A 15729-nucleotide genomic window follows, 5' to 3' on the forward strand; every position below is an offset into this window, starting at 1 on the left:
GATACACATAATAGGGCGGTGTGTAGCTGTTGTCAATACACTCTTGTGAGCCGGCGACTCTCACAGGCCCGTTTAGCCTACTTCTGCGACGTCGCGCAGTTCGGGCCCGGGTAGGATATCGAACCGCGCGGGCCTGCCCACCGCATAGCCTTGCGCGTAGTCCACGCCCATCGCGATCATCCAGTCCACGATCGCGGCGTCCTCCACGCACTCGGCGATCGTCAGCTTGCCCGCGGCGTGCGCGACCTGATTGATCGATCGCACGATGGCCTGGTCCAGCGGACTGTCGATGATGCCGCGAATGAAGCTGCCGTCGATCTTCAGATAATCGACGTGCAGATGCTTGAGGTAGTTGAACGACGACATGCCCGCGCCGAAGTCGTCGAGCGCGAAGCGGCAGCCCTGCGCGCGCAGGCGTTCGATGAGCGTGATCGCCTCGTCCAGGTTCGTGATGGCGGCGGTTTCGGTGATCTCGAAACACACACGCTCGAACGGGATCGACCAGATGCGCTGCTGCTCCTCGATATAGTCGGCGAGCTGCTCGTCGCCGAGCGAGGCGCCCGAGAGTTGATCGACCAGGTGCCGTAATCGTGCGTGCCTTCGGCGATCATCGCGAATGCGCTCGCGATCACCCAGCGGTCGATGGCCGGCATGAGGTCGAAGCGCTCGGCCGCGCCGATGAACGCGGAAGGCTCGACGAGCGCGCCGGAGGCGGACTGCATGCGCAGCAGCAGTTCGACGTGCGTGTCGTCGGCCGCCGATGCCGAACTGGACGACTGCGCGAGCGAGAGGATTTTCTGGCCGAACAGGCAGAACTGGCCGTTCTCGAGCGCCGCCTTGATGTCGGAGACCCACGCCATCTGCGCGTGCGTCTGCGAGAGTTCCTCGTCGTCATAGCGAAAGCGGTGCACGCGGTTGCGGCCTTTCTTCTTCGCCATGTAGCACGCCACATCCGCGGCCTTCATCACCTCTTTCACGGAAACGAGCCCCGCCGCGTCGCCGACGAGGCCGATGCTCACGCTCGTCTGCACGATGCGCCCGGCGCCCGTGAAGCGGATCGCGGCGATGCCCGAGCGCAGGTTCTCCGCGAGCAGTGACGCGTGCGCGGCCGTGCAGTGCGGCAGCACGACGCCGAATTCGTCGCCACCCAGGCGCGCAATGATGTCCTCGCCACGCAACCCGCTCTTGAGCACGCGGCGAACCTGGCGGATCAGCTCGTCGCCGGTCGAGTGGCCGCAGGTGTCGTTGACGACCTTGAACTGGTCGAGGTCGAGAAACATGACCGCGTGGCCAGGCTGTCCGGCAGGTGCGCTAGCGCTCTCGTCGAGCAACGCGGCCAGACGCCGCTCAAATTCGCGGCGGTTGTAGATGTCGGTGAGCTCGTCGTGGGTCGCCTGGTAGGCGAGGCGGGCGGCATGCTCGCGCAGCGCGCTCACGTCGTAGAGCACGATGACGGTGCCGATCACACGGCGTTGCGCGTCGCGCAGCCTCGACACAGAGTAGTCGACCGCGAGACGCGAGCCGTTCGGGCGCAACACATGCAGACTCGCGCCGCCTGCGTTGCCTGCCGCCAGAAAATTCATAAGGAGATCGAAGCGCTGCTGTTCTTGCGCGTCGTTGCGCAGGTCGCAGATCGCGTCGAACGGTTGCGTGAGCATCCCGGCGGCCGCGCGGCCGAGCATGCGTTCGGCCACCGCGTTGCAGTAGGTCACGCGCGCGTGCTCGTCGGTGCGGATCACGGCTTCGCCGATCGAGGCCAGCGTGACCTCCGCCAGTTCGCGTTCGGTATAGGCCTTCGCTTCTGCGGTCCTTAGTTCGGAAATGTCGAACAGGCAACCGACCATGCGCACGGCGCGCCCGCGCGCGTCGCGCACCGCCTGGCCGCGCGCGCGGCACCAGCAGTAGCTGCCCGCGAGCGTGCGCAGACGAAACTCCACGTCGAAAGTCGTTGCGCGCGCAAGGTGTTGGCGCAGTGCGTGGCGCACGAGCGTGAGGTCGTCCGGGTGGACGAGCTGGGTGAGGCCCGTGTCGCTTTCGAAGCGCGTGCCCACGTCGTAGCCGAGCTGCTCGTAGAGCCAGTTCGAGAAGTAGCATTGCCGGCTGCCGACCTCCCAGTCCCAGAGGCCGGCGTTGATGCCTTCGAAGCCTAGCGTGAGGCGCTCCTCGTTCTTGCGCACTTCGGCTTCGAGGCGGTCGCTGCGAGCGAGCGCGCGGCGGATGAATTGCGAGAACACGCCGAGCAGCACGATCGCGGAGGCGGCGAGCGCGAGCGTGAGGAGCGAGCGCGTGGCGCGCGCCGCGTCGTCGAGCGAGCGGGAGAAGCCGCTTTCGATGGGCGCGAGCTGGCTGTCGATCTCGCGCAGTTCCTGCACGAGGCCGGTGGATTCGGGCGCGTGCAGTTTGCCCGCCTGAACGAGCGCGTGCAGGCGTTCGCCCGTATCGGCAAGACGCAGGATATAGCGGTCACCGATCTCCCAGAAGGCCACGGCCGGGCGCATCCACGGCGTGTTCTTGAGCGTGCGGTAACCCCAGGTCATGCCGTCGATGTCGGCGGGCGCGATGCGGCCCAGCTCGAAACCGTGCCGGATCGCCGCGGTGTCAGGCTGCGCGCGGTTCATCTCCAGCCTGGCCGCGCGGTCGCCGAGCGGCACCGCAATGCCGGCGAGGAACGTGCGGTAGTCCGCCTCGTCGCCGGTGCGCGCGTAGCGCTCCAGCGCGTGGACCGCGTCCTTCTGGCCCTTCGACCAGCTGCTTTCCCCCGCCACATAGGCAAGCAGGATCGACATGATCGCGAGGCTGACCGCGGCGATCACGGCCATGACGGCAGCGAGCAGCCATAACGGCAGCAGGACCGCGGTCGTGCGCCGCAATCCGTGCCACCCGGGGGCAAGCCGGCTCGGCTCCGTTTTAATGGGTCTCTTCATGCTTCACCGGTCCCTTCGGCTTGCGAGGTGAAATGAGAGCGCACGCCGGGGGCTAAGACCGGCGTCTTGTGAGCAATAACGGCGAGGGCTGCGGCGGCTTTAGGCTTTAGACGGCGTGTTCGATGAAAAGAGCAAACGCTCTTGCCGCGAGGCGTTTGCTCAATCCGGCGCTGCGGTTTCCGGGGCCGTTTCCGGGGGCGGCGGGGGCAGGACCGATTCGAGCGTGCGCGCGCCGGCCGCGAGCGCGCGCTTTTCGCGTGGGGTGAGGCGCTTGACCCAGTACTCGGCGCTCGAGGCGCGCGCACGGTCGGCGAACTCGAATTGCGCGAGCACCTGCACCGGCTTGCGCGAGCGCGTGTAGCGCGCGCCCGTGCCGCTCGCGTGCTGGGCGAAGCGGGCGGCGACGTCGACGGCGATGCCCGTGTAGACGCTGCCGTCGGCGCATTCGAGCATGTAGAGGAACCACGGCATAGCGGGGGAAAAGCGCACGGCGCGTATCAGGGTGGGCGAGCGTGAGTGTCCCACAGTTCGCGGCGCATGCTAAGTCCCGTCAGATCGGCTGGAGGGCAGATTGTCGCACCGCACCCGGCTAAAGTTTTACGGTAAGGCGGCCGTAATGCAGTCGAGAGCAGTGTTCGCCGGTTGCGTCGCGCTGGCCGAGCAACTGAAAGGAACGCGCGGGCGGCCGCGGGATATTCGAAGAAGAAGCAGTCAATAACGAGAATGAATGTACTGGTACGGGGGGCGCGCGCGCTGAAGAGGCGGCTCGCCGCGGCACTTTTCAATCGCACGATACTGCAGGGGCTTCTCGCCATCGTATTCGGCATTGCGGCCGCGCTCGTGCTGCCCCAACTGTTCGGTGAGGAGTTCGCCACGCGCAAGGCCGCGAGCGTTTATGCGCCTGTCGCGGGGCAGGCCTACGGTAACGGTTCACGCGACGCGATTTCCGTCCTGGTGATCGACGATGCCTCGCTCGCGCAAGCTGGACAGACCTGGCCCGCAAGCTACGGTTACTACACCCGGCTTCTCGATGCGTTACAGGGCTACAAGCCGCGCGCCGTATTCTTCGACATCATGTTCCGGGATCCTCGTCCCGACCCGACGCTCGCTTTGTTCGCGCAGCGCCTGTGCAAGCTGCGCGCCGGCGGCACGAGAGTCTATCTTGCGGGAACGCCCGACGCCGCTGGCGTATTGCGCGTGCGTCCGGGCCTCGATGAGTTGCGAGGGCGTTGCTTCGAGACGGTCTCGATCACGTTCAGGCCCGACGAAGTCGACAAGCTCGCGTGGTCGTATCCGCTCGAAACGCACAGCAGTAGCAACCCCGTTCGGCGCAGCGCCGCGCTCGCGATTTACGACGACCTCGCGAAGGAACCGGTTGCCAATGCAAGCGCGCCGATGGCGCTCTCGTGGGGGCTCTCGCCTGCGTCAGACGGCCTACGCTTGCTTGCCCCGGTTTCGGCCGAGGAGGGGAACGACGCGCCAGAGAGTCACGAAGCATATTGCCGCACTGACCATGGCTTGCTTGAAATCGCGCCGTTCGGTTTGCGCGAATGGCTTTTTCACGACGCGGAGAAGCCGGTCTGTGTTTACCACGAAACAGTTTACGGCTACGACTTCGCAAACGCCGACGACGTTGGCGAGACTGTGCTCAAGCGCGCGCTGACCAATCGCGTCGTCATGATCGGCACCGCGCGCGAGTATTCGAACGACTTTGTGATCTCGCCGATTCACGGGCGCGTTCCAGGTGTCTACCTCCACGCGATGGCGTTCGACAATCTCTTGACCTACGGCTCACGCTACAAGCACGCCACGGCACTCGCGCTGCGCGCCGACCGCGATCATGTGCACCTGTTCATTCTGGTTGTGGGCGGGCTGTTGGCAGTGGTGGCGGTGCGCGTGGCGAAAAACCGCATGCGTAAGAGGGTAGAGCGCGAGCACCTACGTGGACCCATGCGCTGGGTTGCACGGCGCGCGGGCGAATCGGTCTCCTGGTTCGTCAAGTGCACGCTCGAGATCGCTGCGTCGCTCGCACTGGTCGCTGTGCTGCTCTATTTCGGCCAGTCCGTGCTGAACATGGGCTTTCTCAGCATCATTGATATCGCGGTGTTCGCGCTCGCGGCGGAATGGTTCGAGTGGAACGAGAAGCTAGTCATTTGGCTGTTCGGTCCGGAGAGAGAATCAGGGGAGGATGAGGGCGCGAACGCGCAAGACGCCGCTAAAGAGCAATGTCAGCAAGACTAAATAGGCCAACAAGCAAACCATCACGTAAACGGGGAATGAACATGAAGCAAAGCCGCGAACTGGACCTTATGCCTACACTCGCGCGCCGCGGGGCGAGTATTGCGCTGCCGCTCGCGATCGCAGTTGCCGCTGCGTGGACTGCACCCGCTATGGCGGCCCAGTCGATTGTGAGCGCAAAGAGCGACCCGCTGCCACTCTACGCTGCCCCCGTCCCTGCGACGCCCGTGAGCTCGGCGCATGCGAGCGGGCTGCCCTGGACAGTGCTCGAAGAGAACTCGGGCTATTACCGCGTGAAACTGGGTGGCAAGGACTACTGGGTGGACTCGATGAACGTGCGTGCGAGCCAGATTGTGAGGGCGAACTGCGAGAAGACCGCGGGGGGCGCGCAGAGCGCGGGCGATCTCGGCTCGTCGACGAACCGTTGCCAATGAGGCCGCCATTCGCACGTGCGGCGGCGGCTTGCTCCGCTGCGCTCGCACTCGCTGCCTGCGCGAACTTGCCGGTGCCCGCCAGTCTCGCGTCACTTTCGTCACTCGCTCCTGGCGCGCCTGAGAAGCCTGTCATCAAGATCGCGGGCGAGTTGCCGCCGCCGCCCGCGCACACCTGGCCCGACGCGAAGCAGGACCTCAACGACCATCGTGCTGATGGCTGGGGCCTCGTATCCATGCCGGAATTGGAGCAATACCTCAACGCGCTGTTACAGAAGATCAAGGTGACGACCGGTACAGCGGACTGGCCCGTCACGGTGCACATCACGTCGGACACATCGCTCAATGCGAGTTCGACGGCGGCGGGCAACATCTACGTTCCGCTTGGCTGGATCATGTCGGCGCAATCCGAGGACGAGATTTTTGCAATCCTCTCACACGAATACGGCCACATCTACCTGAACCACTACGCGCTGTACGACGTGCGCAACGCGGGCGACGCTTCTGCAATTCTTGCAGGCGTGACATGGTCGGTCGTGAACCGCAATGTCGTCGATCGCGGCTGGAACGGCCTCGACAAGATCATGCTCGTGCAGAGCATCGGAACGACTGTACTCATGCCGGCCTGGCAGCGCAGCATCGAAGAGCAGGCTGACCTCTTCGGAGCGACCGTAAGCTTGCGTTGCGGTTACTCGTACATCTATGGGTTCAAGGCGTTTCTTGAGCGCATCGACACCTACGACACCGAGGCGCGCGAGCGCGATGAGAAGTTGCAGAAGGCCCAGGACGACGCGATGCACGAGAAGATCCGCGCCGACACGCTCGCCAGGATCCCTAAGGGCTCTGTACCGATGGCTAGCGCGCCTGCGAGCGGAGCGAGCGCTACTGCCGTTGCAGCGGCAGCAGCGCCGATGTCTGATGCGCAGCCGTCGGGCCCCGCGCAGGCCCTGCAGGGTATCAACGACGCACTTGCGAAGCTCAACGACGCACTGACACAAGGGCAGGTGAGCCTGAACACCGGCGCCTACGACGCGCAGCGCGCATTGGACCGTGCGCTGGCAAAAGGTATGGCGTCACTGCGTGACACGCACCCGGAGGGTGCTGCGCGTGAGGACGACCTTAGCAAGGCCGTGGAGGGTCTGATCGCGGGCAAGCGTCCGCCGGCGACGACGGCGCCGTGGGAAGCCGCGCGTAAGCAGCGGCACACGAAGGAGGTGCTCGCACACTACGCGATGTTGAGCGACATCGACATGCTGGAGGCACAGCATCGCTATGTCGAGGCTTACCGGCTTGCGCAGAGGGCGGCTTCGGGCGCCACGGCGAACGACGCCGCGCCAGACTACTATCTCGCCAATTTGTTGGCACTTTCACATGCGCGCTCGAGCGAGACGCCGGGGCAGATTCTCGCCCGCAACCAGAAGGCGCCAGAGCGGTCGTGGCGTGTGCAGGTGCAACTCGCCGATGCAATGGCGGCCAGCAACCGCGCGCAGGCACGTGCGTTTCTCGAAGGGCAGTTCGCCTGGTTCGGGCAGGCGCCACAAACGTGGCCCGACATGATCGCGTTCTATCGCGATACTGGCGACGTGCAGCGCGGCAAGCAGATGGCGCTCGCCTGCGGGATCAACTTCGCCAACTACCGCGCCGCGTGCTCGAATGCGAGCATGACGCCGGCAGAACTCGCGCAGATCAAGGCGAAGACGGACGCGCACGCGAAGATGATCGTCGACAACGTCTCGCACCGCTGGTTCAGGCAATAGCCGGCGGGGCGTCTGTTTCGCGCGGAAGCTTCACGCTCGAAAAGGATTGCGCTCATTGAGTTCGTGCATGTAGGCGTGAATATGATTCGTCTCGCTCTCGAGAAAGCGCGCGACGGCATCCGAGAACGCCGGATGGGCGAGCCAATGCGCCGAACGCGTGGCGGTGGGCAGGAAACCGCGCGCCATCTTGTGTTCGCCTTGCGCGCCGCCTTCGAACACGTCGAGCTTTTCCTCGATGCAGAATTCGAGCGGCTGATAATACGCGGTCTCGAAGTGCAGGCAGGGCACGTGTTCGAGCGCGCCCCAGTAGCGGCCATAGAGCGTGCCGCCCTGGCCATTCTCACCGCGCTGCCAGACCACGAGCGAACTCGCGATCGGCTTGCCTTCGCGCTCGGCGATCACGAGCAGCAGATTCTCCGGCATCGTCTCGCCGATCATGCGAAAGAAGTCGAGATTCAGGTACGGCGAAGAGAAATGCTCGCGGTAGGTTTGCCGGTAGCAGCGACTGAAAAAGCGCCACTCGGTGTCGCTAATGTCCTCGCCGCGCACACGCCGCATCGTCACGCCCGCGTCGTGCACCTTGCGACGTTCCGCGCGGATGTTCTTGCGCTTCTTCTGTTCGAGAGTCGAGAGGAAGTCCTCGAAGTCGCGATAGCCGTCGTTGAGCCAGTGAAATTGCACGCCTTCGCGCTGCATCATGCCGAGGTCGGTCAGTGCCTCGGCATCTTCGGTGGTCGGAAAGAGCACGTGCAGCGACGAGACGTCGGCCTGCTCGGCGAAGGCGAGCAGCGTCGCGGCAAGATGGCGGCGCGCGGTCGTGTCGGCGGCGATCAGGCGCGTGCCCTGCACCGGCGTGAACGGCACGGCGCACAGGAGCTTCGGGTAGTACTCGAGGCCGTTGCGCTTGTACGCGTCGGCCCAGGCCCAGTCGAACACGTACTCGCCGTACGAGTGGCCCTTCAGGTACACCGGTGCGGCGGCGGCGAGGCGGCCCGTGCGTGCGTCGGTGAGCGTGACGAATTGCGCGGCCCAGCCCTCGTTCGGCGTGGTACAGCGCGTGGCGTCGAGCGCCGCGAGGAATTCGTGGCGCAAAAAGGGCGTAGGCTGCGCCTGACGCGCGAGCAGCGCGTTCCATTCGGCGGCGTCGACCTCGGACGGTGAGCCGAGGATGCCCGTGCGATAATTGAAATGTTCCTGTTTCATGCGTGCCCGTTGGCGTGGGATGCGGCTTGAGTCGTTCAGCAGCGCCTGCAGCGGCAAACGGTCATGGTAAAGCAAACGTCCCGAGCGGGTGAGGACCGCCGCGCTTCGTGCAGCGGCGTCAGCCACGCAGCATCGAGCGTTTCAAAGCGGCTTCAAGCGGCACCAGGCAGCCCAAACGTCAGAGCGCGCGCTTTCGTGCGCAGCGCGCCCGCCTCAAGGTTATCGAAATGAAAGAGCGCTTCTTCAATCTCTATACGCACGGTTTTGCGCGCGTCGCCGTGGGCGTGCCGCGCTGCCGTGTGGCCGATCCCGCATTCAACGCCAGCGAGACGCTCGCGCTCGCGCGCGAGGCCGCGGCGCGGGGCGCGGCGCTCGTCGCGTTCCCCGAGCTTGGGCTTTCGGCCTATACCTGCGACGACCTGTTCCATCAGCAAGCGTTGCTCGACGCCTGCGAGCGCGCGCTCGCGCAGATCGTCGAAGCGTCGGCCGCGCTGCCGCTCGTGATGATCGTGGGGCTGCCGGTGCGCGCGGGGCATTCGCTCTTCAACTGCGCAGCGGTCGTGGCGGGCGGGCGTGTGGCGGGCGTCGTGCCCAAGAGCTTCCTGCCGAACTACGGGGAATTCTACGAGCCGCGCCAGTTCAGCGCCGCCGATAGCGCGAGCACCGACACCGTGCGCCTCGCCGGCGCGGATGTGCCGTTCGGCGCGTCGCTGCTGTTCGAGGTGCCGCAGGTTGCGGGTCTGCGCTTTCACGTGGAAATCTGCGAGGACGTCTGGGTGCCGATCCCGCCGTCGTCGTTCGCGGCGCTCGCGGGCGCTTCGGTGCTCGTCAATCTTTCGGCGTCGAACGTCGTGGTGGGCAAGGCGGGCTACCGGCAGCAACTGGTCTCGCAACAGTCGGCGCGTTGTCTCGCCGCGTATCTGTACACCTCGGCGGGCAAGGGCGAATCGACCACCGACATGGCCTGGGACGGCCACGCGCTCGTGTGCGAAAACGGCGAGCTGCTCGCGCAGTCGGAGCGCTTCTCCGACGACTCGCACCTCATCTTCGCCGATGTCGATCTCGCACGGCTGCAGCAGGAGCGCATCCGCCAGACCACGTTCGGCGATTCGATCCGCCGCCACGCCGATGAAGTCGCGAAGTTCCGCGTGATTTCATGCGAGCTGGCCGGCGAGGGCGCATGGCAGCGCGACACGCTCGCGCTCTCGCGCCGCGTGGAGCGCTTCCCGTATGTGCCGGCCGATCCGAAGCGGCGCGACGAGCGTTGCAACGAGGTCTACAACATCCAGGTGCAGGCGCTCGTGCAGCGGCTTTCGCAGGCGGGCATCAAGAAGGTGGTGATTGGCGTCTCGGGCGGGCTCGACTCCACGCATGCGCTGCTCGTGTGCGCGAAGGCGATGGATCGCCTCGGGCTGCCGCGCGCGAACATTCTCGCGTACACCATGCCTGGTTTCGCCACGAGCGAGCGCACGCTGCGCCAGGCGCGCGAGCTGATGGCGCTCGTGGGCTGCACGGCGCGCGAAATCGACATTCGCCAGAGCTGCATGCAGATGCTCGAAGACCTCGGCCATCCGTACTCGGAAGGCAAGCAAGCCTACGACATCACGTTCGAAAACGTGCAGGCCGGCGAGCGCACGAATCACCTGTTCCGCCTCGCCAACTTCAATCACGCGATCGTGATCGGCACGGGCGATCTCTCCGAACTTGCGCTCGGCTGGTGCACATACGGCGTGGGCGATCACATGTCGCACTACAACGTGAATGCGAGCGTGCCGAAGACGCTCATCACGCACCTCGTGCGCTGGGTGGCCGAAACGGGCCAGATTGGCCAGAACGGGGAGAGCGGCCGCGACGTGCTCGAAGCGATTCTCGCCACCGACATCAGCCCGGAGCTGATCCCCGGCAAGTCCGATGGCGCGCCCGAGCAGAAATCCGAGAACACGATCGGCCCCTACGAGCTGCAGGACTTCAACCTCTACTACACGCTGCGCTTTGGCTTCGCGCCTTCCAAGGTCGCGTTCCTCGCGCGCCACGCGTGGGGTGACCGCGAAGCGGGTGCATGGCCCGAGAACGCGAAGGTCGCGCGCAATCAGTACGATCTCGCGTCGATCAAGCGCAATCTGCGCATATTCCTCGACCGCTTCTTCCGCCAGAGCCAGTTCAAGCGCACCTGCATTCCGAATGCGCCGAAGGTCGGCTCGGGCGGCTCGCTCTCGCCGCGCGGCGACTGGCGTGCCCCCAGCGATTCGGAGTCGGTGGTCTGGCTCGCCGATCTGGAGCGCGTGCCCGATGAAGCGAGCGGGACGAGCGCGGCGCCTGCGGGCAAGCCCTCGGCGTGAGCCCCGGCCGCACAGCGTAGAATCCCGATATGTTCCGAAATTTCCGACAAATCCGATAACGAGACGAGGTTCGCCATGAAACGCATTACTGCCGTGATCAAACCGTTCAAGCTCGACGAAGTACGCGAGGCGCTCGCCGAAGTGGGCCTCACGGGCCTGACCGTCACCGAGGTCAAGGGCTTCGGCCGCCAGAAGGGCCACACGGAGCTTTACCGCGGCGCCGAATACGTGGTCGATTTCCTGCCAAAGGTGAAGATCGAGGTGGTGGTCGCGAACGACCAGGCCGACCAGGTGATCGACGCGATCATCGGCGCGGCGCGCACCGGCAAGATCGGCGACGGCAAGATTTTCGTGACCGACGTGGAGCGCGTGATCCGCATCCGCACGGGCGAGGAAAACGAAGCGGCGGTTTGAGGCCGTGCGCCTTCGAAGCACCTGATGCACCAATAGAAAAGGGGACGGCGCCGCTCGCGCGGCCCGTCCCCAGAATAAAAAACGGTGCGATACCCTTTCGGACATCGCACCGATACGCGCCTCTCGCAGCAGCGTGAAAACGTCGATGTAGCTGTTCTTTCTACACTCGTTTCGAATTAGAACGAGTGCTGGATACCTGCGTACACGCCAACCTGGCTGTGGCCCGGAACCGGGTTGCCCGTGGTTGCAGCCGTACCGAAGTTGTTGGCGTTCAGACCGAAGTTGGCCGTCTTGCTGTTCTGCACCGTGCCTGCCTGGATGTCGAGCAGCGTGCGCTTGGACAGGTTGTACGAGCCGCCGATCGTGTACAGCGTGGCGTTGCCGCCGCCGTTGTTCGCGTTGACGTGGTAGACCGCTGCGATCAGCGCTGCAGCCGGCGTCATTTGCCACGTCACACCGCCCCACTCGTGGTCGAGCGTGGTCGGCTGGCCGATGATGCCCGGATTCATGCCCGACGAACGGATGGCTTCGTAGCCGCCCTGAACCTTGAACGCGCCGAGGAACAGGTTGAACATGGCCATGTAATCGCGCGAGTAAGCGAACACGCCGTTGCCGTTACCCTGCGAGGTGGAGAGCGGCGTCTTCGTGCTGCCGTCCAGCGCGTTGTACAGGCCGCCCAGCTGACCATTGTTCGGATTGCGGATTTCGTCATACAGGCCGCGGATCTGGAACAACGAGCTCGTGTAGGTCAGTTGCAGGCCAGCTTCACGACCCGACGGCGTCGTGTTGTTGCCGTTCCAGTTCGTCGCGTTCGAGAACGCGTACTGGCCGTACACGTCAAAGCCGAACCAGTTCGGCGACTGGTACGAAATGTTGTTGCTCGATTGCGGCCAGTTGCGGCCACGGACCATCGAGGCCGACGACCAGTTCGACTGACCGAACGGGTCGAAGTCCCAAATGCCGTTGGAGATGAACAGCATGCGGCCAGCGAGCAGCGTACCGAACTGGTCGTTCGCGACACCGATAGTCGCCCAGCGATTCCAGAGCGAGCCGGCCGAGCCGAGCGTGCCGTTGGCGGTGCTGAAGCTGCCTTCCAGGTGGAACAGAACCTTGTTGCCGCCACCGATGTCTTCAACGCCCTTCATGCCCCAGAGGCTGGTGCCCCAGTAGCCGCTCTCGAGCTGAACCTGGCTGGAGCCGTGGGTGGCTTGACCATTTGCGCCGCTGCCGGCACCAATGCCGTTCATATACGCCACACCCATGTCCAGGCGGCCGTAGAGCGTGACGCTGCTTTGTGCATGCGCGATCACGCCAGCCGACATCAATGCTGCGGCGAGCAAAGCTTTCTTCATCTTCTCCTCCATACCCTGTCAAAGAGTCAACCTTAGTACTGCGAAAGACGTCCGTGCGCTTGGCGGCGCTGCGAACAGAAATCGTCGCGTAAGGGAGAATTACCCCGAGGACCGGCGTACGGGCTGGTGCCGCTGCATGACCCGGGCTGGGTCGTCTTGCAGGTCCCCTGGTTGACTGGCATCTCCCGTTCTTTTTGAAGTGAAACTACTTTTAATGAACTTTGTTTTGCTACTTTGGTTACTAATTTAGCAAAAAAGGTCCGCGCTGGCGAACTAATTCGTGCTCGCACCCCGGGATGTCGTCAAATTGCAATATGGTCTTCCTGGATGGTGGTCAGAGAGGTACTACAACCAGGTCGAAACCCTTGTGGGACAAGGGACTCACGTCAATTGAATGGCTGAGTTCAGGATTGCCACTATTGACGGAAGATTTCGCAAGGAGTAATGCGAAAATCGCCGTTTTTAAGGCTAAACGGACGGCTTTTGGAGGATGAAAGTCCCAAAAAGAACAGGCGCTGTAAGCGCCTTGTAAAACTACTTTTGCTACATCGCCGAAAGGCGGCGACCCTGCGAGTCGTCTTATTTGAGGCTGCCTGAAAGGAACTGGCGCAGGCGCTCGCTCTTCGGATTGGCGAAGACCTCGGCCGGCTGGCCTTCCTCTTCCACGAGACCCTTGTGCAGGAACATGACGTGGTTCGAAACGTTGCGCGCGAAACCCATTTCGTGTGTGACCACGATCATCGTGCGGCCTTCCTCGGCGAGCTTCTGCATGACCTTGAGCACTTCGCCAACGAGTTCGGGATCGAGGGCCGAAGTGGGCTCGTCGAACAGCATCACGTCGGGGTGCATGGCGAGCGCGCGGGCAATCGCCACGCGCTGCTGCTGACCGCCCGAGAGGTGCGAGGGATATTGCTTCTCCACGCGCGGCGCGAGGCCGACCTTCTCCAGATAGGTGCGCGCGCGCTCTTCGGCTTCCTTGCGCGGCAGGCCCAGCACGTGCACGGGCGCTTCGATCACGTTCTCGAGCACCGACATGTGCGACCAGAGGTTGAAGTGCTGGAACACCATGGCGAGCTTGGTGCGCACGCGCTGGAGTTGCTTTGCGTCGGCGGGGTGCAGTGCGCCCGTGCGCTTGTCCGCGCGAGTGGCGACTTCCTCGCCATCCACCACGATGCGCCCTTCGTTGGGCTGCTCGAGGAAGTTGATGCAACGCAGCATGGTGCTTTTGCCCGAACCGGACGAGCCGATCACGCTTATCACGTCGCCGGCATTGGCTTTCAGGGACACGCCCTTGAGGACTTCGTTGTCGCCGTACTTCTTGTGGATGGAGTCGACGAACAGCTTCTGCTTCTGGGAATTCATCAATTGACCTTTAAACACGCCCTGGCGGGCTCACTTGCCTTGCGGTCGCAGGTACGCGAGCCAGCGGCGCTCTGCGCGGCGGAACAGCCACACGAGCGTGAAAGAAATGATCAGGTACAACAGCGCGGCGATGCCGAATGCGCCGAACGACTGATACGTCGCCGAGTTCACGTCGCGCGCGATCTTCAGGATGTCCGGCACGGTCGCCGTGAAGGCCACGGTCGTTGCGTGCAGCATCAGAATGACTTCGTTGCTGTAGTAGGGCAGGGCGCGGCGCAACGCCGAAGGCAGGATTACGCGGCGGTACAGCGTGAATTGCGACATGCCGTACGCGCGCGCAGCTTCGATCTCGCCGTAGGGCGTCGCCTTGATCGCGCCCGCGAAGATTTCGGTGGTATACGCGCAGGTGTTGAGCGTGAACGCCAGCAGCGTGCAGTTCATGCCGCTCCTGAAGAACGCGCTCGTGAGTTCGTGGTTGCGCACGATCTCGAGGCTGTAGAGGCCCGTGTAGCACAGCAGCAGCTGCACGTAGAGCGGCGTGCCGCGGAAGATGTACGTGTAGAGCCACACGAGCCCGGCGAGCCACTTCTTCTTCGACACGCGGGCCACGGCGAGCGGCACCGAGAGGCAGAAGCCGAGTCCGATCGAGATGACGAGCAGCCACAGCGTGATGGCCACGCCGCTGAAATGGTAGCCGTCGGAGAAGAGATAGTTGCGCCAGTACTGCTGGATCAGTTGGACGAAGTCTTGCATGGTCTTGGCCTCGCGCGATTCAGAGATCCGCCTTGCGCACACCGGTGGAGTAGCGCTTGTCGAGATACATCAGCACGAAGTTGGAGACCGTGGTGATGACGAGATAGATCGCGCCGGCGAGCAGCGTGAAGAAGAAGAAACGCAGCGTGCCCTTGCCGGCGTCCTGGCTAGCCTTCACGACGTCGGCGAGGCCGATGATCGAGACGAGCGCCGTGGACTTCACGAGCACCTGCCAGTTGTTGCCGATGCCGGGCAGTGCGAAGCGCATCATCTGCGGGAACATGATGCGCGTGAACACCTGCCAGCCCGTCATGCCGTAGGCGTGGCCCGCTTCGAGCTGGCCGCGCGGCACGGCGAGGAACGCACCGCGGAACGTCTCGGTGAAGTACGCGCCGTAGATGAAGCCGAGCACGACCACGCCCGCGAGGAACGGATCGATGTCGATCTGATCCCAGCCGAGCATGTCGGTGAGATTGTTCAGCCAGATCTGGATGCTGTAGAAGAGCAGCAGCATGAGCACGAGATCGGGCACGCCGCGAATGAGCGTGGTGTAGAGCGTGCCCGCGCCGTGCGCGACGCGGTTTTTGGAGAGCTTGGCCGCCGCGCCGATCAGCCCGAGCACGAACGAGAGCGCGAGCGACAGCACGGCGAGCTTGACGGTCTGCCAGGTGCCGGCGAGGATCAGCGGGCCGTAGCCTTGAAGAAACATGGGCAAGTCCTTGACGATGCGTTTCTCACACCGCGAAAGGCGCGGCTGTCTGCCGCGGTTCAAATCCGTTCATGGCCGCGCGGTTTATAGCCTGGTCGCGCGCGGCCGATGCAATTGCGCTCGTGAGCGCGCCTGTGACTGTATACGAAGCCCGGTGGCGGTCTATCGGGGAGCCCCCGGGGCTTTTGATGTGTCGTGGCGCGAGGCGCGAGCGGTGGTGTCTCGTTGTTTATTTACCTGCGTGTGC

11 protein-coding genes and 1 pseudogene are annotated in these 15729 nt (G+C 64.1%); 5 read left to right on the top strand and 7 right to left on the bottom strand.

All coding sequences use genetic code 11. The features are described 5' to 3' along the window. Positions 1–72: 72 nt before the first annotated feature. A pseudogene (locus tag AB4Y43_RS27605) lies at positions 73–2924 on the bottom strand (EAL domain-containing protein). 159 nt (positions 2925–3083) lie between these two features. Then, positions 3084–3395 (bottom strand): GIY-YIG nuclease family protein, encoded by a 312-nt coding sequence (locus AB4Y43_RS27610; protein ID WP_069265411.1) that lies wholly within the window; start codon positions 3393–3395, stop codon positions 3084–3086. Between the two features lie 252 nt (positions 3396–3647). On the opposite strand from AB4Y43_RS27610, the gene AB4Y43_RS27615 reads away from it, so the two are divergent. The 3 genes from AB4Y43_RS27615 to AB4Y43_RS27625 are packed head-to-tail and all read left to right on the top strand — an operon-like array spanning position 3648 to position 7350. Continuing rightward, the gene (locus AB4Y43_RS27615; RefSeq protein WP_069265410.1) at positions 3648–5165 is read left to right on the top strand and encodes a CHASE2 domain-containing protein; all 1518 of its coding nucleotides are present in this window, start codon (positions 3648–3650) and stop codon (positions 5163–5165) included. Positions 5166–5206: 41 nt separating this feature from the next. Next, positions 5207–5596, top strand: a complete 390-nt coding sequence (locus AB4Y43_RS27620) for a hypothetical protein (protein WP_069265409.1) — start codon at positions 5207–5209, stop codon at positions 5594–5596. After that, positions 5593–7350, top strand: coding sequence for a M48 family metalloprotease (locus AB4Y43_RS27625; protein WP_069265408.1), 1758 nt, complete (start codon positions 5593–5595; stop codon positions 7348–7350). The genes AB4Y43_RS27620 and AB4Y43_RS27625 overlap by 4 nt, the downstream gene beginning before the upstream one ends. Positions 7351–7380: 30 nt before the next feature. Here AB4Y43_RS27625 and AB4Y43_RS27630 read toward each other — a convergent pair whose 3' ends face one another. Beyond that, on the bottom strand, positions 7381–8553 hold the full coding sequence (locus AB4Y43_RS27630) for a GNAT family N-acetyltransferase (protein WP_368729245.1): 1173 nt from the start codon (positions 8551–8553) through the stop codon (positions 7381–7383). 227 nt (positions 8554–8780) lie between these two features. Between AB4Y43_RS27630 and AB4Y43_RS27635 the strand changes: the two genes are divergently transcribed. Together AB4Y43_RS27635 and AB4Y43_RS27640 are read left to right on the top strand one after the other, a co-directional pair. Then, positions 8781–10892, top strand: coding sequence for an NAD(+) synthase (locus AB4Y43_RS27635; RefSeq protein ID WP_368729246.1), 2112 nt, complete (start codon positions 8781–8783; stop codon positions 10890–10892). Positions 10893–10967: 75 nt separating this feature from the next. Continuing rightward, on the top strand, positions 10968–11306 hold the full coding sequence (locus AB4Y43_RS27640; protein WP_027795598.1) for a P-II family nitrogen regulator: 339 nt from the start codon (positions 10968–10970) through the stop codon (positions 11304–11306). A gap of 176 nt (positions 11307–11482) precedes the next feature. On the opposite strand, the gene AB4Y43_RS27645 is transcribed toward AB4Y43_RS27640, so the two are convergent. From AB4Y43_RS27645 to AB4Y43_RS27660, 4 genes are all read right to left on the bottom strand, one after another. Beyond that, positions 11483–12658: a porin gene (locus AB4Y43_RS27645; RefSeq protein ID WP_368683932.1), complete on the bottom strand. Its 1176-nt coding sequence runs from the start codon at positions 12656–12658 to the stop codon at positions 11483–11485. Positions 12659–13237: 579 nt separating this feature from the next. Further along, positions 13238–14020 (bottom strand): ABC transporter ATP-binding protein, encoded by a 783-nt coding sequence (locus AB4Y43_RS27650; protein ID WP_342920947.1) that lies wholly within the window; start codon positions 14018–14020, stop codon positions 13238–13240. A gap of 30 nt (positions 14021–14050) precedes the next feature. Next, the gene (locus tag AB4Y43_RS27655) at positions 14051–14773 is read right to left on the bottom strand and encodes an ABC transporter permease (protein ID WP_028210520.1); all 723 of its coding nucleotides are present in this window, start codon (positions 14771–14773) and stop codon (positions 14051–14053) included. Between the two features lie 19 nt (positions 14774–14792). Then, positions 14793–15482 (bottom strand): ABC transporter permease, encoded by a 690-nt coding sequence (locus AB4Y43_RS27660; RefSeq protein ID WP_028207717.1) that lies wholly within the window; start codon positions 15480–15482, stop codon positions 14793–14795. Positions 15483–15729 lie beyond the last annotated feature (247 nt).

Origin of the sequence: Paraburkholderia sp. BR10872 (assembly GCF_040965835.1) — a bacterium.
In the GTDB taxonomy this organism is placed as follows: domain Bacteria; phylum Pseudomonadota; class Gammaproteobacteria; order Burkholderiales; family Burkholderiaceae; genus Paraburkholderia; species Paraburkholderia nodosa_A.